Source organism: Acinetobacter junii CIP 64.5 (assembly GCF_000368765.1).
Taxonomy (GTDB): domain Bacteria; phylum Pseudomonadota; class Gammaproteobacteria; order Pseudomonadales; family Moraxellaceae; genus Acinetobacter; species Acinetobacter junii.
On record NZ_KB849655.1, the window covers coordinates 1,229,740 to 1,248,407 of the forward strand.

The window sequence follows — 18,668 nt, forward strand, 5'->3', positions numbered from 1 at the left end:
ACTTAGTGAGCAATAATTTTTTCTTGTCAATTGCTCAATTAGATATTTTAGACGGTTATTTAGGTCAATTATCGTGAATAGTAAAGAAACTGAAGGATTCAATATGAGCCGTGATACGATCAGCATCCACTTCGTGAATGCGGCTTTAACAGGTGTAAAACGCCTAGGCATGGACGTTGAAACATTACTTTCACATGTCGGTATTGAAGCAGAATTGCTTCGTCAACCTAAAGCTCGAATCTCCCCAGAGCAATACACTCGCTTTGTCAAAATGTTATGGATGGTCACCCAAGACGAACACGTTGGTTTCGATGTTCAACCACGTCGTTTAGGTACATTTGCGATCATGTGCCAATTGATCATACATTCGAAAACACTTGGTCAAGCACTCGAACTTTCCTCACAATTTTACAAATTATTCGGTGATGAATGGTCTGTAAGTTTAGAGCGCGATAAACATGAAGCTCGTTTAGTACCTCACATTCCTAAAGCACTTGACCCTGATCATTTTATTACGGAAAGTATGCTGATGATTTGGCATGGTCTTGCTTCGTGGTTAATCGAACGTCGCTTACCTTTGGAGCGCGTCCATTTTGGTTATGAACGCCCTAACCATGCAGATGAGTATGATGCGCTATTTTTTGCACCAGTGATGCAGTTTGACGCACCGCGTACAGAAATTACATTTGCTGCAGACTATTTAGATTTACCTATTCGTCAGGATGAAAAAACTTTAGAAGAGTTTTTAAAAGCCGCACCAGCACAACTTCTAGTGAAATTCAAAAATACCAACTCACTCACTTCGCGTATCCGTGATGTATTGAAGAGCCAAATCGGCGAAGAAATGCCAACTTTAAATGATGTGGCATCTATGCTGTATTTATCTCCTCAAACATTACGTCGTCGTTTGGCTGCGGAAGGTAAAAGCTATCAAGGTGTCAAAGATGCCTTACGTCGTGACGCTGCGATTCATTTATTGCTCACTCCAAACCTCACTTTAGAAGATGTTGCTCAACAAGTTGGCTTTAGTGAAACCAGTACCTTTCACCGTGCCTTTAAAAAATGGACTGGTGTTACCCCAGGTTTATATCGCCAGTTGCATGGGCATCACAATTAACTTAAATCAGACAAAGTGTTCAACCCTTAAAAGTTGAACACTTGTTGAAAAATATGGTATTAATCCACTATATTCCTCAACAATCACGATAAATAATGATAATCAAAAAAGGCGATTTTTCAGACCCTCAAGTTCAAGACCTCATACGCATTCATTTGCACGGCATGCATCAGAACACACCGATTGAGCATAGTTTTGCACTCGATTTCAGCAGCCTACAAAAAGACTCCATTCGATTTTATACACTTTGGCGTGATGATCAGCTTCTTGGTTGTGGTGCGATTCAAGAGCTTAACCCCTATCATGCTGAACTTAAATCGATGCGGACTCATCCCCAACATCTACGTCAAGGTGTAGCGACACACTTACTCGATTATCTTTTGAAAATTGCTAAACATAGCAATTTTCAAAAAGTGAGTTTAGAAACGGGGAAAGACTCCCACTTTGATGCAGCAATTCATCTATACAAGAAATTTGGTTTCGTAGAGGGTGAAGCCTTTGCTGAATATAATGAATCTGAATATAGTCAATTCTTTCATCTAAATTTATCTAATCAATAGTTTAATCTCAGATTTTCATCTGCTTTTTTAAAGAGGTTTTTTGCAAAAACTCATTGATAAGTAATCTAATTACAAGTATTACAGCCGTAAAGCCAAAACATTATCTTGAAAAAATATAGCCAATACCCTGATTTTAATGCTAATTATCAATCACCACTTATTTGTTTTAAGAAAGCAGCTGTCTTCCGAGGCGAAGTTAGGTGAATAAATCGTATGTGCTGGTATTTAGGGTTGTTCATCATCGCTAAATACCTTTTCTTATTTTGTGGATATTTCTGAAACATCCATAAAAAAATCGATTTTTGGGAGAATACCATTTTCAAGTTCTCTCTATTATTCGAGTTTTTCCATAATCGCTCACGACTTAAAATACGCCACAAAGTCCGTTTAGTAAGACGATAAAAGTTAACAGAAAAAGAATAATCTAGCCAAATGACCGTATCCACCTCAGACCAAATCATATCAATACTGCGTGAATAAAGATTATCGATCACCCATCCCGTTGATGCTGCATCCATACTCAGTTTAAGTTTGCAAAAAAATGCATCATTTGAAGATTCTTGCCAATCATCTAGCCATAGCAAATCATCCAGTTCGATATATTGTATTTTTAATTTTTCCGCCAACTTTCGAGCCAGCGTAGATTTGCCAGAACCCGTAGTACCAATAATATTAATAAATTTCATCAAGCAAATTATGTTGAATTATGGACATGCATTTTACTAAATATTTCAACTATTCAATAGTGAACTGAATTGGCGAAAAACATCAAACTTACCAATGTTTATCATCATTGCACTGACACTTAAATTGAGTACACTCGAAGCACAATGATTTTAATTTAAGGCAATACAAGGAACAGCTATGAGCGAGGCCTATATTATTGATGCCATTCGCACACCACGCGGAAAAGGAAAAAAAGACGGCTCATTACATGAAGTAAAGCCAATTACTTTACTCACAACATTATTGAATGAATTACAACAACGCCATCAACTCGACACATCTAAAGTCGATGATATCGTTCTCGGTTGTGTGACACCGATTGGTGATCAAGGTGGGGATATTGCCAAAACTGCTGCGATTGCTGCAGGTTGGAATGATGATGTCGCAGGCGTACAAATCAACCGTTTCTGTGCTTCTGGTTTAGAAGCTGTGAACTTGGCAGCACAAAAAGTTCGTTCAGGTTGGGAAGATGTTGTGGTCGCTGGCGGTGTGGAGTCAATGTCACGCATTCCAATGGGTTCTGATGGTGGTCCATGGGCGCTTGATCCAGAAACCAATTTGAAATCGTCTTTTGTTCCACAAGGTGTAGGTGCAGACTTAATCGCAACTTTAGATGGTTATAGCCGCGCAGATGTAGATGCATTTGCGGTCGGTTCGCAACAAAAGGCTGCTGCCGCTCAGGCAAATGGTTATTTCGATAAATCAGTTGTGCCTGTGAAAGATCATGCAGGTGTAACAATCTTAGAAAAAGATGAATTTATCAAAGGAAATACCACAGTTGAAGGTCTAGCAAAACTGAATGCTAGCTTTGAAATGATGGGTCAAATGGGCTTCGATGCTGTTGCTTTACAGAAGTATCCTGAAGCGCAAAAAATTAATCACGTTCATCATGCAGGTAACTCATCAGGTATCGTCGATGGTGCTGCGGTGGTGTTATTGGCTTCTGAAAAAGCAGTCAAAGAACAAGGTTTAAAACCTCGTGCCAAGGTGCTTGCAACTGCATTGGTCGGTACAGATCCAACCATTATGTTGACTGGTCCTGCCCCTGCTGCACGTAAAGCATTAGAAAAAGCAGGCTTGAGCATCGACGATATTGATTTATTTGAAGTGAATGAAGCTTTTGCAGCTGTGGTGATGCGTTTTATTACAGAACTGAAAGTTCCTGCTGAGAAAGTCAACGTCAATGGTGGTGCGATTGCGATGGGACATCCATTAGGGGCAACTGGTGCCATGATTCTAGGAACTTTGTTAGATGAATTAGAGCGTCAAGGTAAAAAACGTGGACTAGCAACATTATGTGTCGGTGGTGGTATGGGTATCGCTACCATTATCGAGTTGGTGTAAGGAGAACAACATGAGCGCTATTAAATACGAAAAAAACGCTGACAATATTGTAATTCTTACACTAGATTCATCTGGTCAATCTGCAAACACCATGAATGCAGAGTTCCGTGATGCTTTAGATGAAGTCAGTCAAAAGCTTAAAGCTGAAACTGATCTGAAAGGTATTATTTTCCGTTCAGCTAAGAAAACCTTCTTTGCTGGTGGTGACCTAGATGAGCTGATTCAGGTACAACCTGAACACGCTACTGAATTTTTCAAGATGATTGAAAAACTCAAAGGTGACTTACGCACAATCGAAACTTTAGGTGTGCCTGTTGTTGCAGCTTTAAACGGCACTGCGCTTGGTGGTGGCTGGGAAATCGCTTTAGGTTGTCATTATCGTATTGCCATTAATGATCCAAAAACTAAATTTGGTTTACCTGAAGTGACTTTAGGTTTACTTCCTGGCGGTGGTGGTATCGTCCGTATGGTACGTTTGCTGGGCTTACAAAATGCATTCCCGTTCCTTATGGAAGGTAAGCAATTTGGTGTCGATAAAGCAAAATCTCTTGGTTTGGTACATGACACAGCTGAGAATGAACAAGAGCTGTTAGAAAAAGCGATTGCTTGGGTGAAAGCTAATCCAAAATCACAGCAACCATTTGATGTGAAAGGCTACAAAATCCCTGGTGGTGATCCTAAAACGCCTGCGGTTGCGCAAGTGCTTGCAATTGCCCCTGCCATGCTACGTGACAAAACCAAAGGTTGCTACCCTGCTCCTGAAGCGATCATGGCGGCTGCAGTTGAAGGTGCACAAGTCGATGTAGATACCGCGCTTCGTATTGAATCACGTTACTTTACGCAACTGACTGTCGGTCAAGTGTCGAAGAACATGATCGGTACGTTTTGGCATGGTCTAAATGCAATTAAATCAGGTGCGAGTCGTCCTACTGCAGTTGCTAAATGGCAAGCGAAGAAAGTCGGTGTTTTAGGTGCAGGTATGATGGGTGCAGGGATTGCCTACTCAACTGCAATCAAGGGCATTCCTGTCGTACTCAAAGATGTGTCTGTAGAAAATGCAGAGAAAGGCAAAGCTTATTCACAAAAGCTACTTGATAAACGTGTTTCACAAGGTCGTATGACCGCAGAAAAACGTGATCAAGTGTTAGCGCTTATTACGGCTACTGCTGATGCAGCTGATCTACAAGGCTGTGACTTAATCATTGAAGCAGTATTTGAAAATCAAGAACTCAAAGCCAAAGTGACTCAAGAAGCTGAGCAGTATTTAGCGGAAGATGGAATCTTTGCATCGAACACGTCTACCTTACCGATCACAGGTCTAGCAACAGCAAGTAAAGATGCTAAAAACTTTATTGGCTTACATTTCTTTAGCCCAGTCGACAAAATGCAATTGGTCGAAATCATCAAAGGCAAAGAAACTTCAGCTGAAACATTAGCTAAAGCCTATGACTTTGTACAACAAATTGCAAAAACACCAATCGTGGTAAATGACAGTCGTGGTTTCTTTACCAGTCGTGTGTTTGGTACGTTCATTCAAGAAGGTATGCGTCTACTTGCTGAGGGTGTACATCCAGCAAAAATCGAAATGGCAGCACTCAAAGCAGGTATGCCTGTTGGTCCTCTTGCGATTCAGGATGAAGTATCTTTAACTCTGACTGAGCATGTAGCAAGCGAAACGCGTAAAGCATTGCAAGCTGAAGGGAAAGACTTACCGAAAACCCCTGTAGATGAAGTGGTTCACACCATGATTCACGAGCTCAATCGTAAAGGTAAAGCAGCAGGTGCAGGCTTCTATGAATATCCAGAAAATGGCAAAAAACATTTGTGGGATGGGCTCAGCCGTTGGACAAAAACGAATGATATTTCTGAACAAGATATGATTGATCGCTTCTTGTTTGTTCAAGCGCTGGATACTTTGCGCTGCTATGAAGAAGGTGTTCTAGAATCAGTAATTGATGCCAATGTCGGTTCAATTTTTGGAATCGGTTTTGCTCCATGGACTGGTGGTGCAATTCAATTCCTAAATCAAAATGGGATTGAAAAATCACTACAACGTTCAGAGGAATTGGCTGCTAAATATGGTGAACGTTTCAATCCACCACAATTGTTAAAAGACAAAGCGCAGAAGAAAGAAATTATTCAATAATTTTTTCACTCTCTTCACTTTACGCTCATATCAGTTTCTTTAACTGATATGAGCTTTTTTGTATTTATTGATATAAAACCGAATTACGTCTAATCCATCACAAATTGTGCTATAAATACACCAATTCTGCTTTACTTTTTGTCCTTTGGAAATTTGTCTTATGTCTGAGAAATTATGTCCTGAAACCTCTCCGTGGGGTTGGAAAGCACTGATCATCACTTGCATTTTAAGCTTTATCTTTATGGTGATTTTTTATTTAGCCATAAATAATGAGCCTGACTATATGCCAATGAATCAAAAAAAAACAGCGGCAGCAGCTGAAATGTCACAATCTCCAGCAAATGGCGAAGCTCAACATAGCGAGCATCAGCAACACAATCACTAAAGTATTCTTGTCGAAGATGATAACCCCGTGTTAAACAGGGATTTATCATCCTATTCGAGATATTGAATGCTTCACCAAAATCGTCAAGCACTGGTCGTTGAAGGTGGTGGAATGCGCGGCGCATTTACCAGCGGTGTCTTAGATGCATTTTTACTGCAACAATTTAATCCATTTGATCTTTGTGTTGGTGTTTCATCTGGTTCTACCAATGTCGCTAATTACCTCGCAGCTCAACAAGGTCGCACCCTACAAATCTATCTAGATCATTCTCTTCGATCTGAATTCATTCATTATGGACGCTTCTTCAAAGGTGGTGACTTACTTGATTTGAAATGGATGTGGGACGTGGTTGAAAAAGAAAATCCACTCAATCAAGCTCAATTATTTGCCAATCATCCTGAGTTCTACATGGTATTGACCCATGCTATCTCAGGAGATGCAACATATATCAAAGCCTCCAAAGACAACATTCTCGATGGATTACGTGCATCAAGTTCTATTCCTGTGCTTACCCGTCAAGCAGTAGAAGTTTTTGGTGAACCCTACTTTGATGGCGGAGTCGCAGATGCTCTCCCCGTACTTTGGACGGCGAAACAAACTAATGTATCTAAACTCATGGTACTGAGAACTCGCCCCAAAAATTACTACAAAGCCAGTAGTAAAGGTGATCAACTACTTGCAAGGTATGCATTCAAGCAACGACATGGTTTTGCCAAAAGTTTATTAGCAAGAACTCAACGCTATAATGAATCTGTTCAATTTGTTAGAACAGCATCTGAACAAAAAATATTGGAGGTTTGCCCACCCGACTTAAAACATATGGCGGGTCGACTCACCAAGAATAAAGCCAAGATTCGTTATGGTTATGATATTGGTCTAGAAACAGGCTTCAAAGCTATTGAAGATTGGAAAGCCCTATAATCATCTCGCTTACTCCAAGTCTTTGAATACTATAACATTGAAGACTTGGAATCTTATTAAAATCGTATCTTATTCTAAATAATAACTTAGATTTAGCCCTAATTATTAATTTCAGACTATTCTTTTTTGCAAATCAACTTTCAAGTTTCAATCAATAATACAAATCATCAGACACCCCAAAACAAACTATAAAACCATATAATGTTTAGGCTTTTTATCAAATTGATTAAATGATGTTGTTCTAGCAAGTTTTTTATTTATTTTATTTTTGGAATTTTCTATGAGTAATCGCTCAAACTCTCACAACGATTCAAGTGAAACCGTATTAGGTTGGAAATTTGTCATTATCGTTGGGGTACTTAGTACAATTTTTCTCAGTTTCTTCTACTTAGCTATGAGCAATGAACCAGATTATATGCCTGGAGCACAGCGAGCAGCAGAACAACAAAAAGCAATCGCTCAAGAAAATGCTCAAGCAAGCTCAGAGGTTGAAACCCAACATCAGCAACACCAATAAAGAAATATAACTTGCTCGATCTGATCGTCGATCGAGCAAGTTATGATCTAACTCTTCGTTTCAGTGATTTTTAGTTTCAATCACCAACTGCATTTTTATATGAGGAATTCCACACTCATCGTATGCATCCCCTTGTATCGAAAATCCTAATTTTTCATAGAATGAGATGGCGTGAACTTGTGAGGATAAGTGAAGAAATTTTCGATCTTGTTGATGTGCTTGCCGAATAATCTCTAACATAATCATACTTCCAATTCCTTGTCCGCGATAAGCTTTGAGTACAGCCACACGCCCTACACTATTGTTTTGTAATAAACGCGCAGTTGCAATTGGTTGATCTTGATCATAGACAACAAAATGATCTGAAATCATATCTTGATCATCCCACTCCTCTTCTTCAGGAATATTCTGCTCAATTATAAAAACTTGTTTTCGAATGAACTTTGCGTCTTGCTCTAACTTATCCCAGTGACCACTTTGAACTCTAAACATCTCGATCTCAGCTTAATTAGCACTTACAACCTAAATTTTCGATCGGCATTTGATCTTGTAACAGCAATTCTAAGCTTTGTTTTTGGATACCATACATCTGTTTTAAGGCTTGAATTTGCTGCATAATTTTCGGATCAGGCTGCTGAACATCTTTACGCTTGGTCGCTAAAATCATCTTATTTTTACTGGTATGTTCCAGTGAAACGAATTCAAAAACTTTAGTTTCATAGCCGTAAGCCTTAAGCAACAAAGCACGCAATGTATCTGTCAGCATTTCTGCCTGCTGCCCTGCATGAATGCCAAACTGAAGCATCGGTTGTAAAACCTCTGGGCTTTTTAATTGAGGTCGCAACTCTTTATGGCAACATGGCGCACACATGATCATTGAGGCATTCAGACGAATTCCTGTATGAATTGCAAAGTCGGTTGCTACATCACAAGCATGTAGTGCAATCATGACATCTAGCTTTTCTGGGGCATAGCTCCGCACGTCACCTTCAAAGAAATCAAGATGATTAAAGCCAACATCATCTGCAACTTTTTGGCAAAACTGTACAAGATTCGAACGCAGTTCAACACCTGTGATTAACGGGGTTTTATTTTGCTCTAATAAATAATCATACAAAGCAAAAGTTAAATAACCTTTTCCTGAACCAAAATCAACAATATTAAGTTCTTGTTGAGAAGCATCAATTTGCTCATAAGCATTTGAAAAAATTTCAATAAACTTATTAATCTGTTTCCACTTGCGCGCCATACTTGGAATGAGTTGTGCCTTTTCATCGGTAATTCCAAGATGTTTAAGAAATGGACTTCGTTGCTGAACAAATCGATGTTTTTCACGATCATGATGCTGTTGAACTTGGTTTACACTGATTTGCTTTTTCTGTGCATTCAACATGGCTTTCTTTTTGTTTTTTTTCAGTTGAATATCTTGATGCATTGTAAATAGATTGGCTTGTTTCGACTGAACCAACAGCTCGGCTATTTTCTCTAATCCCTCTTCAATCGGATAATTCTTAGTAATATCTTGCGTTTTATAATGATATAAACAGGACAGCATACTTTGATTTTGCAGTTCAATAATGCGAAAAGTCATTTTTTCTAAATCTGTCATTTCGCCCTTGTATTGACTCAAGATCAATCGGTCAAAACTATTGTTTCCAATAGATTGCTGAATCTCCAAGAAAAATTGCTGTTCTTGTTCAAAGGAAAATTTGGGCGCAAACATAGTGAAAACCTGACAAATAGAAACTAAATTTTATAGCGTCTTACTTTAAAAGGGAAATTGCATTACGATACAGTTGTATTTTTATACTATTAGAAGCTCAATGAACGCTAATTTTCTAACCAATTATGATCCCAAAGAAGAATTAATTAATGCCTATAGTCACGGGATTGGGGCAGCTCTGGCGCTAATTGCATCGGTGTTTCTAATTATCAAAGGATATGGACTACCTTTCGGACAATGGATGAGTTTATGGGTATATGGGTTCAGTCTTGTATTACTCCTCAGCAGTTCTATGCTTTACCATTTCTCTCAAGATGGAATGAAACGCTACTGGTATAAAAAACTTGACCATACTGCGATTTATTATCTGATTGCAGGAACATATACCCCCTTTCTAAGTATCGCAATCCCGACAGCGAAAGCACATTATTTATTAATTGCGCTATGGATCATCGCCTTGATTGGGACGGTATTTAAACTGATCCTAATTCATCGTTTTCAAAAAGTATCTTTGGCTGCCTATATCATCATGGGGTGGTTAGCCGTGTTGGTTATGGATGATATGCAACGTTATCTATCAAAAGAAGCAATCCAGTTATTGATTGCGGGTGGGCTTGCTTATACTGTCGGCACATTGTTTTATGCTTTAAAAAAGGTAAGATATACCCACGCAATTTGGCATGTATTTGTGCTAATAGGGGCAGGTTTACACTTTCTTGCAATCTACTGTTATGTACTTTAACTCCTGTCAACAGGCCAAAAGAAATGACACTAGTTTCATGAGTAGACTATGCATTCAAGGAATTCTCAAGTCCATATTTCTGTGTCTTGATCAAATAAAATAAGGTCTCGTATGTCGTCTAGCACTACGACTGTCACCCCCGAAGTGGCAAGCAATTCAAAAACAAGGGTATTATTTGCCAGTCTCGTGGGTACCACGATTGAGTTTTTTGACTTCTATATCTACGCAACTGCAGCCGTTTTAATTTTTCCTCATTTATTTTTCCCAGAAAGTAGTGATGGTGCCGCTGTACTAAAATCCCTCGCAACTTTTGCAATTGCCTTTATTGCTCGCCCGATCGGAGCCGCAATTTTTGGACATTTGGGAGATCGAATTGGACGTAAAGCAACTTTAGTCGCAGCTTTACTCACTATGGGGATATCAACCGTTTGTATCGGTTTGCTGCCAACCTATGCACAAATTGGTCTTGCAGCTCCTTTACTATTAGCTTTATGCCGTTTAGGTCAAGGTCTCGGTCTTGGTGGTGAATGGAGTGGTGCTGTTCTACTGGCGACTGAAAATGCACCTGAAGGCAAACGTGCATGGTATGGCATGTTCCCTCAACTGGGCGCCCCGATTGGTTTTATCCTCTCAACAGGTTCTTTCCTATTATTGAATGCTTTTATGTCAGAACAAGATTTCATGACTTGGGGCTGGCGTATTCCATTCGTCTCAAGTGCGGTGTTGGTTCTGGTTGGTCTCTATATCCGTCTGAAATTGCATGAGACTCCTGCATTCCAAAAGGTTTTAGACAAACAAAAAGAAGTTAATGTCCCATTCAAAGAGGTCATGACGAAGCATTTCCCAATGTTGGTCTTGGGTACTGTTGCTGCGATTTGTACTTTTGTCGTGTTCTATCTCACAACTGTTTTTGCTCTCAACTGGGGTACAACAAAACTGGGATATGCTCGCGGCGATTTCCTTGAATTACAATTGATCGCAACACTTTGCTTTGCAGCTTTCATTCCTGTTTCAGCGATTCTTGCTGAAAAGTTTGGACGTAAAAATACATCGGTTGCTATCTGTATCTTATCAGCCTTATTTGGACTTTGTTTTGCGCCACTTTTAGGGTCAGGTAGCCCATTACTTGTGTTCCTATTTTTATGTATTGGTCTCTCAATCATGGGACTCACTTACGGACCGATTGGAACTGTACTTTCTGAGATTTTTCCAACATCAGTCCGTTATACAGGTTCAGCATTAACCTTCAACTTGGCAGGTATTTTTGGTGCATCCTTTGCCCCTTACATTGCGACCAAACTCGCTGAAAGCTATGGTTTAGATGCTGTAGGAATGTATTTAAGTTTAGCGTCAATTCTTTCATTAATCGCGTTTTTGTTCATCCGTGAAACCAAACACGATGATGTAAATAACCAAGTCTAATCTATATGTTCTTATTGAGTGAACGTCATAAGAGGTTCACTCAAACCATTTGTCGGGCAATTCCACTCACCCTTTTTCAAACGCTACAACATCTCTCCCGCTAATATTTTTTGTGCTAAAATACGCGACTCCCTTTTTTTAGATGATTGTGCTCATGTACGCAGTGATTATCGTTGCCGTATTTTTGGTCAGTTTTTTATATACTTATTATCGTGGCAAAGAACGATTAAAAGCATCTCGACAATTATTCGACCATTCGACATTTCTAGCACCAGTTAATATGTTTATGACTGGTTTCTCCAAATTACCGAACCAACCATTCTTTGATGTGGCGCAGTTTCCTGAGCTCAAACCATTACAGGACAATTGGCAAGTAATCCGTGAAGAAGCAATCCAGCTACAAAATCAAATTAAAGCAGCTGAAAAGAATAACGATGCAGGTTTTAATACCTTCTTCAAACGTGGTTGGAAACGTTTTTATTTAAAATGGTATCAAGCTAGCCATCCATCAGCTCAACAACTTTGCCCTAAGACAGTTGCCTTGTTAGAAAGTATTCCTTCAGTAAAAGCAGCAATGTTTACTGAACTTCCATCTGGAAGTTATTTAGGTAAACATCGTGATCCTTATGCGGGTTCAGTTCGTTATCATTTAGGTTTAGTAACACCAAACAGCGATGACTGTTTTATTGAAGTTGATCAAGAACGCTATAGCTGGCGCGATGGTGAAGCAACTGTTTTTGATGAGACTTTTGTGCATTGGGCTGAAAATAAAACGGATCAGACCCGTATTATTTTATTCTGTGACATCGAGCGTCCAATGAAATGGGGCTGGGCTCAGAAGATCAATCATTGGTTTGGTCGCAATGTTATGTCAGCGGCAAGTTCACCGAATGATGATCAAGATAAAACAGGTTTTATCAATCGAATTTTCAAGTATGGCTATGCCGTACATCATTATGGTCGTGGTTTAAAACAACGTAATCGTAGAGTTTACTATCTTGCAAAATGGCTGATGTTTGCAATCATTATTGGTCTGATTTTATTACCTAGCTTTCTTTAATTAGCTGTAAAAAAAGGAGATGCATCTGCATCTCCTTTTTTGTTGAAACTTTTATTGATTGGTAGCTTGTGGTGCTTGAGCACTTGCTGTTTGAGCAGCGGCTGCATCAGCAGCTTGTACTGCAGCTTCACCGATGAGTGCGATCTTCGCCTTTTCCTGACTCTTTGCAGATAATGCCGGGTTAGCAGCTACGATACGATTGATATTGGCAGAGTTAGCAGGTGCGATAGCCGCTGTTTGCAAAACAATTGGGCGATTCCCTGTATCTCCAAGTATATATCGAATCCCTGTACGAGGGCTGATTACTGTAGTTACTTCACGTTTAACTTGAGCTTCAGCTGTCGTCGCGCCTTTTGCTGCAAGTACTTTGTCTACTGTGGTTGTGGTCGTTGCTTGTGGTGCTTCATTAGCAAAGCCTACACTTGATACCGCAACACTCGCTAAAATTAAAAGTTGTAATGGTTTTTTCATCGTCTTCCCGCGTTTCATGCGAATTCAGTCAAAGTCATTCTATTGAATAATGAAACTATAAAGCACTTAACGACTCAAGTTACTTCTCGTAAAAAAGCAGGGATTAACCCTGCTTTTATATCAAACGGTATCGGAGTTTAGATTTTACCGTGACACTGTTTGTATTTTAATCCCGAACCACAAGGACACGGTGCATTGCGGCTTTCTGGAACTGGGAATGGAGCATTATTCACTGTATATTCAGGCTCTTCAGATGCAGTCACTTCACCCGTTAAACCATCTACATCATCATGTTCAAATGATAAACGCATTGATTCAGCTTGACGTTGTTGTTGTGCTTCAAGCTCAGCCAATTCTTCTGCTGTTGGTACATGAACACGAGATAAATCAGTCACAACGTCTGATTTGATGATACCCAACATGTTCACAAACAAATTAAATGCTTCTTTCTTATATTCCTGCTCTGGATTTTTCTGAGCATAGCCACGCAAGTGGATACCCTGACGTAAATAATCCATCGCAGCTAAATGATCTTTCCAATGGCGATCTAAAGAGTTCAGCATAAAGTGACGCTCTAACATCGCAGCAGATTCATCACCCATTTGCGTACGGCGTTGACGATAACGTGAAATCACTTCATCAGAAATACGTGCAATCAGACCTTCCTCATCCAAGCGGCGATCTTGATCTAACCATTGCTGTACAGGAAGCTCGATACCTAAATCCGTACGTAAAGCGGTTTCTAGACCAGGAATATCCCATTGATCATGGATAGATTCAGGTGGAATGAAGTTCGCGATAACACCTTTCATCACCTCTTTATGCATCTCTTCGATATAATCTTGTAATGTACTTTCTGCCAAAATCTCATCACGTTGTGAGTAAATAATTTTACGTTGTTCATTATTTACATCATCATACTTCAATAAGTTTTTACGAATATCAAAGTTACGTGCTTCAACTTTACGCTGTGCATTTTCAATAGAACGACTCACCATTTTATGTTCAATGGCTTCATTTTCCTGTAAGCCCATTGCACGCATCATGGCAACAACACGATCACCCGCAAAGATACGCATCAAATCATCTTCAAGCGATAAGTAGAAGCGAGAAACACCAGGGTCACCCTGACGACCCGCACGACCACGTAGCTGGTTATCAATACGACGTGATTCATGGCGCTCTGAACCAATAATATGCAAACCACCTGAGTTCAATACATCTTCGTGATCTTTTTCCCACTGCGCTTGTAAACGAGCTTCATCTTCTGGCGTAGGATTTTCAATTTTTGCGAGTTTGGCTTTCCAGTTACCACCAAGCAAAATATCCGTACCACGACCTGCCATGTTTGTTGCAATCGTTACGGCGTTTGGACTACCTGCTTGAGCAATAATGTCCGCCTCACGCTCATGTTGTTTTGCATTGAGGACTTCGTGTTGAATACCTGCTTGTAATAACTTTGCAGATAAAATTTCACTCGCCTCAATCGTTGCAGTACCGATCAAAATCGGCGCAACACCCTGCTTACGAATATTGGTAATTTCTTCGATAATTGCGTTGTATTTACCGTTACGATTTAAATAAATTAAGTCGTTGTGATCCTTACGCACCATCGGACGGTGAGTTGGGATAATAACAACATCTAAACCATAGATTTCTTTCATTTCAGCAGCTTCAGTATCAGCTGTACCTGTCATACCTGAAAGTTTTTTATATAAACGGAAATAGTTCTGGAAAGTTGTGGTTGCCAAAGTTTGGTTTTCAGGCTGAATTTCCATATTTTCTTTGGCTTCAACCGCTTGGTGTAAACCTTCAGACCAACGACGACCAGGCATCGTACGACCCGTACTTTCATCAACAATAATCACTTCTTCTTTTTGAGTCTGAGGATTAATGCCAATAATGTAGTGAACGTTCTTTTGGTATAGATAATGCGCACGAATCGCAGCAGTGACATGGTGAACCAGATTTAGGTTCGCAGCAGAATAAAGACTTTCACCCTCAGCAAGTAATCCCATACGGATTAACTCTTGCTCAACAGTCTCGTAACCAACCTCAGTCATTTCAACTGAGCGTTGTTTCTCATCAACCCAGAAGTGTCCGCCATCAGCCACTTTTTCTTCTTTCTGAGGTTTTAATGTTGGAGGAATGCTATTGATTAACTGATATAAATGCGATGAATCTTCACTTTGACCTGAAATAATCAATGGTGTACGTGCTTCATCAATTAAGATCGAGTCTACTTCATCGATGATCGCATAACTTAAACCACGTTGTTTTTTCTCTTGTAGAGAAAACACCATGTTGTCACGAAGATAATCAAAGCCAAATTCGTTGTTCGTACCGTAAGTAATGTCTGCCAAATAAGCTTGTGCTTTCTCAGCAGGCATTTGCATCGAATAAATCACACCGATGCTTAAACCCAAAAACTCAAATAATGGGCGGTTGAGTTCAGCATCACGTTGTGCAAGATAGTCATTGACGGTGATGACATGCACACCCTGACCACTCAATGCATTGAGGTAACACGCTAAAGTACCCATCAGGGTTTTACCTTCACCTGTACGCATCTCAGCAATTTTGCCTTCGTGCAGTGTGATACCACCAATCAACTGAACATCATAGTGACGCATTCCCATCACGCGTTTTGCGGCTTCACGACAAACTGCAAATGCTTCAGGTAATAATTTATTTAGGCTTTCACCGTTTTTAAATCTTTCTTTGAATTCTTGAGTTTTTGCAGAAAGGTCTGCATCGTTAAGAGCAGATATCGTCGGTTCAAGCGCATTGATTTGTTCAACAATTTTACGCATGCGTTTGAGCTCACGCTCATTTTTAGTACCGAAGATACCTCCGATCAGACTTGCCAACATGAATAAACTCTCTAATCCTGTTTGTTTAAATAGGTAATTTTTTCTTAGCTGTTATTATGGAGTCAGAAATAAGAACTACAAGGGCTTTACATCCAAACAGGTAAAAAAATCTGCGAGGCAATTCTGACCACAAGCAACCAAAGTCAGTTAATGTAGCAAATTTGACTATAAGTTACATCGACTAAAATGTGAATTTCCGATCAATTTTCCAACCAAACTAAACTCTATATCTTTTAAACTCATAAAAACATCAAAAAACAATATTTTTACTTCTAAGCCTTCTAGCGCATATTAATCCAACACACATAAGATTAAAAATGTTCTAAGGACGAAGTATGACATTACGTTTAGGTGATATTGCTCCAAATTTCCAACAAGAATCGAGCGAAGGAAGAATTGATTTTTATGAGTTTCTAGGTAACCACTGGGGGATTCTATTTTCACATCCTGCTGATTTTACACCTGTTTGTACGACAGAACTGGGGTTCACCGCAAAGCTCAAAGATCAATTCACAAAACGAGGCATAAAAGCAATCGCTTTATCTGTGGATGATGTGGAATCACATAAAAGCTGGATTCAGGATATCAATGAAACTCAAAACACAACGGTGAATTTCCCAATTATTGCAGACAAAGATCGTAAAGTTTCAGAGCTATATGATTTTATCCATCCTAATGCCAGTGAAACCCTAACCGTGCGCTCATTGATCATTATTGATCCCAATAAAAAGGTTCGTTTGATTATTACCTATCCTGCATCAACAGGTCGAAACTTTAATGAGGTATTACGTGTAATTGACTCATTACAGTTGACAGATCATCACAAAGTGGCGACCCCAGCAAACTGGCAGCACGGAGAGGATGTTGTTATTGTCCCATCACTCAAAGATGAGGAGGAAATTAAACAACGTTTTCCAAAGGGTTACACTGCTGTAAAACCTTATTTACGTCTCACTCCTCAGCCTGAGTAAGATTGAAGCTAATTCAAGGTTTTGAGCGAAGTGCAAGACTGATGAGATACGTCGTATAGAAATACTCAACGTACCTTACCAAACCACTTATTAAAACAAAATTCTATTTTTCTAACTCCAGCGCCTATCATATCGATAGGCATTTTTTTAAGCTTATAAAATTTCATTTTAGTTTTCTTATTTGATACGTTATAAGAGAAATCTTAAACTTTAATAAAATAAGAATGCTATGATTTATAACATTCATCATTTGCACTGTGGAAGTTTCTGTCCAGTTTGCGCCCCGCTGTTTGGTCAAAAAGGTTGGAAAGCACATCTAGTCTGTCATTGTCTCCTCATTGAAACTGATCGCGGTCTAGTCTTAATTGATACAGGCTTAGGACTTCAAGACTATCTGCATACTGAACAGCGATTAGGGAGTTTACTTAAACAATTTGGCTCAATTGTACCCAACCTAAAACTAACTGCCATTCAGCAGATACAGCGACTTGGTTTTAACCCGAGTGATGTAAAACATATTTTTGTGACCCATCTAGATTTTGATCATGCTGGTGGAATTTCTGATTTTCCAAATGCAACAGTGCATCTCTTAGCGGCGGAGTTTAATGCCACTCAATCACTTACAACCAAAGGCAAACTTCGTTATAAGACTGAACAGTTTAAACAGCATCGCTATTGGAACTTTGCTGAACATAATGATGGCGAGCCATGGTTTAACTTGCAAAAAGTTAAAGGGCTTCCGTTATTTCACGATGAAATTTTAATGATTCCCTTGATTGGGCATACCGCTGGGCACTGTGGAATTGCGATTAAAAAGGCCGATGGCTGGATGTTGTTCTGTGGCGATGCCTATTACACCCATCTTGAGCTAAACCCAAAAAACAAACTCAGAGCTTTAGATTTCACTGAACGGTTATTGGCTGAAGATAACCAACTACGTTTGCAAAACCTTAAACAGTTACAATATCTCGCTCAACATGAACCCAGGATTGAGTTAATTTGTGCCCACGACCCTTATGAATTTAATCGCTATCAATAAAATGAAAAGAATATTTATTACTGTTTTTGTTGTTTCAACATTAAGTCTAAATGGATGTATGACACATCCGAGTATAGAGCAATCTCAACGCCCTCAAAATTGGGGGGCTTTAATCTCGGATACGCATAATTTTTATCAGATCAGTCAGGATGTTTATCGCAGTGAACAACCCAATTCCGAATTAATACCTTTACTAAAAAAATATCAGATTGAAACGGTGATCAATTTAAGAGCTCGAAATGAAGATGCAAAAGTACTCCAAAATCAATCGCTAAATTTAGTACACATACCAATTCAAACATGGGCAATTAATCGCCAAGACTTACTTCAAGCAATGCAGGCTATTCAGATTGCAAAAAATAATAATCAAAAAGTCCTTGTTCATTGTTATCACGGATCAGATCGAACAGGTGCAACCATTGCGATGTATCGTATTATTTTTGAAAATTGGTCAATTGAAAATGCAGTCAAAGAAATGAAACAAGGAGGATATGGCTACCATATCATTTGGAAAAACATTGAAAATCTATTTACCTCAGAAAATGTACAATGGATTCAGCAGCAATTATCCAACCCTTCAAGTTAAAACTTAAACACTCACTTGAGAGGTGGATTTTCTTGGCAAAAAAACCTCTCACTGTTATTGGAATA

Annotated in this window: 18 protein-coding genes; 13 read left to right on the plus strand and 5 right to left on the minus strand. The window is 39.3% G+C overall.

Annotation, left to right across the window (positions count from 1 at the left end; genetic code table 11):
* Window positions 1-103: 103 nt before the first annotated feature.
* Both F948_RS11405 and F948_RS11410 read left to right on the plus strand, forming a co-directional pair.
* Complete coding sequence (locus tag F948_RS11405) at window positions 104-1,117, plus strand: AraC family transcriptional regulator (RefSeq protein WP_004908826.1); 1,014 nt, start codon at window positions 104-106, stop codon at window positions 1,115-1,117.
* A gap of 95 nt (window positions 1,118-1,212) precedes the next feature.
* Window positions 1,213-1,677, plus strand: coding sequence for a GNAT family N-acetyltransferase (locus tag F948_RS11410; protein WP_004908828.1), 465 nt, complete (start codon window positions 1,213-1,215; stop codon window positions 1,675-1,677).
* 146 nt (window positions 1,678-1,823) lie between these two features.
* Here F948_RS11410 and F948_RS11415 read toward each other — a convergent pair whose 3' ends face one another.
* Window positions 1,824-2,363, minus strand: coding sequence for an AAA family ATPase (locus tag F948_RS11415; protein ID WP_004908830.1), 540 nt, complete (start codon window positions 2,361-2,363; stop codon window positions 1,824-1,826).
* 178 nt (window positions 2,364-2,541) lie between these two features.
* Here F948_RS11415 and F948_RS11420 point away from each other — a divergent pair, with 178 nt between their 5' ends.
* The 5 genes from F948_RS11420 (at window position 2,542) to F948_RS11440 (ending at window position 7,716) form a co-directional block, all read left to right on the plus strand.
* Window positions 2,542-3,747: an acetyl-CoA C-acetyltransferase gene (locus F948_RS11420; RefSeq protein WP_004908831.1), complete on the plus strand. Its 1,206-nt coding sequence runs from the start codon at window positions 2,542-2,544 to the stop codon at window positions 3,745-3,747.
* Between the two features lie 10 nt (window positions 3,748-3,757).
* Entirely contained in the window at window positions 3,758-5,893 is a 2,136-nt protein-coding gene (locus F948_RS11425) for a 3-hydroxyacyl-CoA dehydrogenase NAD-binding domain-containing protein (RefSeq protein WP_004963968.1), read from the plus strand.
* Window positions 5,894-6,053: 160 nt separating this feature from the next.
* Complete coding sequence (locus tag F948_RS11430; protein WP_004963971.1) at window positions 6,054-6,278, plus strand: hypothetical protein; 225 nt, start codon at window positions 6,054-6,056, stop codon at window positions 6,276-6,278.
* 66 nt (window positions 6,279-6,344) lie between these two features.
* On the plus strand, window positions 6,345-7,199 hold the full coding sequence (locus F948_RS11435; protein ID WP_004963974.1) for a patatin-like phospholipase family protein: 855 nt from the start codon (window positions 6,345-6,347) through the stop codon (window positions 7,197-7,199).
* A gap of 280 nt (window positions 7,200-7,479) precedes the next feature.
* Complete coding sequence (locus F948_RS11440) at window positions 7,480-7,716, plus strand: hypothetical protein (protein ID WP_004963976.1); 237 nt, start codon at window positions 7,480-7,482, stop codon at window positions 7,714-7,716.
* A gap of 60 nt (window positions 7,717-7,776) precedes the next feature.
* Here the strand turns inward: F948_RS11440 and F948_RS11445 are convergent, their stop codons facing one another.
* Complete coding sequence (locus F948_RS11445) at window positions 7,777-8,208, minus strand: GNAT family N-acetyltransferase (protein ID WP_004963978.1); 432 nt, start codon at window positions 8,206-8,208, stop codon at window positions 7,777-7,779.
* Between the two features lie 16 nt (window positions 8,209-8,224).
* Window positions 8,225-9,439 carry a class I SAM-dependent methyltransferase gene (locus F948_RS11450; protein WP_004963982.1) on the minus strand — a complete coding sequence of 405 codons (1,215 nt, stop codon included), beginning with the start codon at window positions 9,437-9,439 and terminating at the stop codon, window positions 8,225-8,227.
* Between the two features lie 100 nt (window positions 9,440-9,539).
* On the opposite strand from F948_RS11450, the gene trhA reads away from it, so the two are divergent.
* From trhA to lpxO, 3 genes are all read left to right on the plus strand, one after another.
* A complete protein-coding gene (gene trhA, locus F948_RS11455; RefSeq protein WP_004950465.1) occupies window positions 9,540-10,181 on the plus strand; it encodes a PAQR family membrane homeostasis protein TrhA in 642 nt (213 codons plus the stop codon).
* A gap of 111 nt (window positions 10,182-10,292) precedes the next feature.
* Window positions 10,293-11,603 (plus strand): MFS transporter, encoded by a 1,311-nt coding sequence (locus tag F948_RS11460; protein ID WP_004963984.1) that lies wholly within the window; start codon window positions 10,293-10,295, stop codon window positions 11,601-11,603.
* 154 nt (window positions 11,604-11,757) lie between these two features.
* Complete coding sequence (gene lpxO / locus F948_RS11465; RefSeq protein ID WP_017397444.1) at window positions 11,758-12,663, plus strand: lipid A hydroxylase LpxO; 906 nt, start codon at window positions 11,758-11,760, stop codon at window positions 12,661-12,663.
* A 51-nt stretch (window positions 12,664-12,714) separates the two neighbouring features.
* On the opposite strand, the gene F948_RS11470 is transcribed toward lpxO, so the two are convergent.
* On the minus strand, window positions 12,715-13,134 hold the full coding sequence (locus tag F948_RS11470) for a hypothetical protein (RefSeq protein WP_004963991.1): 420 nt from the start codon (window positions 13,132-13,134) through the stop codon (window positions 12,715-12,717).
* A gap of 137 nt (window positions 13,135-13,271) precedes the next feature.
* A complete protein-coding gene (gene secA / locus F948_RS11475) occupies window positions 13,272-16,007 on the minus strand; it encodes a preprotein translocase subunit SecA (RefSeq protein ID WP_004908854.1) in 2,736 nt (911 codons plus the stop codon).
* 335 nt (window positions 16,008-16,342) lie between these two features.
* Between secA and F948_RS11480 the strand changes: the two genes are divergently transcribed.
* The 3 genes from F948_RS11480 (at window position 16,343) to F948_RS11490 (ending at window position 18,603) form a co-directional block, all read left to right on the plus strand.
* Window positions 16,343-16,978: a peroxiredoxin gene (locus tag F948_RS11480; protein WP_004963994.1), complete on the plus strand. Its 636-nt coding sequence runs from the start codon at window positions 16,343-16,345 to the stop codon at window positions 16,976-16,978.
* 229 nt (window positions 16,979-17,207) lie between these two features.
* Window positions 17,208-18,017, plus strand: a complete 810-nt coding sequence (locus tag F948_RS11485) for an MBL fold metallo-hydrolase (protein ID WP_004963997.1) — start codon at window positions 17,208-17,210, stop codon at window positions 18,015-18,017.
* Between the two features lies 1 nt (window position 18,018).
* Window positions 18,019-18,603, plus strand: coding sequence for a dual specificity protein phosphatase family protein (locus F948_RS11490; RefSeq protein ID WP_171057530.1), 585 nt, complete (start codon window positions 18,019-18,021; stop codon window positions 18,601-18,603).
* The last annotated feature ends 65 nt before the right edge of the window (window positions 18,604-18,668 follow it).

Coding starts and splice junctions, on each gene's coding strand:
- F948_RS11405 (WP_004908826.1), top strand. CDS start 104: ATGAGCCGTGATACGATCAGCATCCACTTCGTGAATGCGGCTTTAACA.
- F948_RS11410 (WP_004908828.1), top strand. CDS start 1,213: ATGATAATCAAAAAAGGCGATTTTTCAGACCCTCAAGTTCAAGACCTC.
- F948_RS11415 (WP_004908830.1), bottom strand. CDS start 2,363: ATGAAATTTATTAATATTATTGGTACTACGGGTTCTGGCAAATCTACG.
- F948_RS11420 (WP_004908831.1), top strand. CDS start 2,542: ATGAGCGAGGCCTATATTATTGATGCCATTCGCACACCACGCGGAAAA.
- F948_RS11425 (WP_004963968.1), top strand. CDS start 3,758: ATGAGCGCTATTAAATACGAAAAAAACGCTGACAATATTGTAATTCTT.
- F948_RS11430 (WP_004963971.1), top strand. CDS start 6,054: ATGTCTGAGAAATTATGTCCTGAAACCTCTCCGTGGGGTTGGAAAGCA.
- F948_RS11435 (WP_004963974.1), top strand. CDS start 6,345: ATGCTTCACCAAAATCGTCAAGCACTGGTCGTTGAAGGTGGTGGAATG.
- F948_RS11440 (WP_004963976.1), top strand. CDS start 7,480: ATGAGTAATCGCTCAAACTCTCACAACGATTCAAGTGAAACCGTATTA.
- F948_RS11445 (WP_004963978.1), bottom strand. CDS start 8,208: ATGTTTAGAGTTCAAAGTGGTCACTGGGATAAGTTAGAGCAAGACGCA.
- F948_RS11450 (WP_004963982.1), bottom strand. CDS start 9,439: ATGTTTGCGCCCAAATTTTCCTTTGAACAAGAACAGCAATTTTTCTTG.
- trhA (WP_004950465.1), top strand. CDS start 9,540: ATGAACGCTAATTTTCTAACCAATTATGATCCCAAAGAAGAATTAATT.
- F948_RS11460 (WP_004963984.1), top strand. CDS start 10,293: ATGTCGTCTAGCACTACGACTGTCACCCCCGAAGTGGCAAGCAATTCA.
- lpxO (WP_017397444.1), top strand. CDS start 11,758: ATGTACGCAGTGATTATCGTTGCCGTATTTTTGGTCAGTTTTTTATAT.
- F948_RS11470 (WP_004963991.1), bottom strand. CDS start 13,134: ATGAAAAAACCATTACAACTTTTAATTTTAGCGAGTGTTGCGGTATCA.
- secA (WP_004908854.1), bottom strand. CDS start 16,007: ATGTTGGCAAGTCTGATCGGAGGTATCTTCGGTACTAAAAATGAGCGT.
- F948_RS11480 (WP_004963994.1), top strand. CDS start 16,343: ATGACATTACGTTTAGGTGATATTGCTCCAAATTTCCAACAAGAATCG.
- F948_RS11485 (WP_004963997.1), top strand. CDS start 17,208: ATGATTTATAACATTCATCATTTGCACTGTGGAAGTTTCTGTCCAGTT.
- F948_RS11490 (WP_171057530.1), top strand. CDS start 18,019: ATGAAAAGAATATTTATTACTGTTTTTGTTGTTTCAACATTAAGTCTA.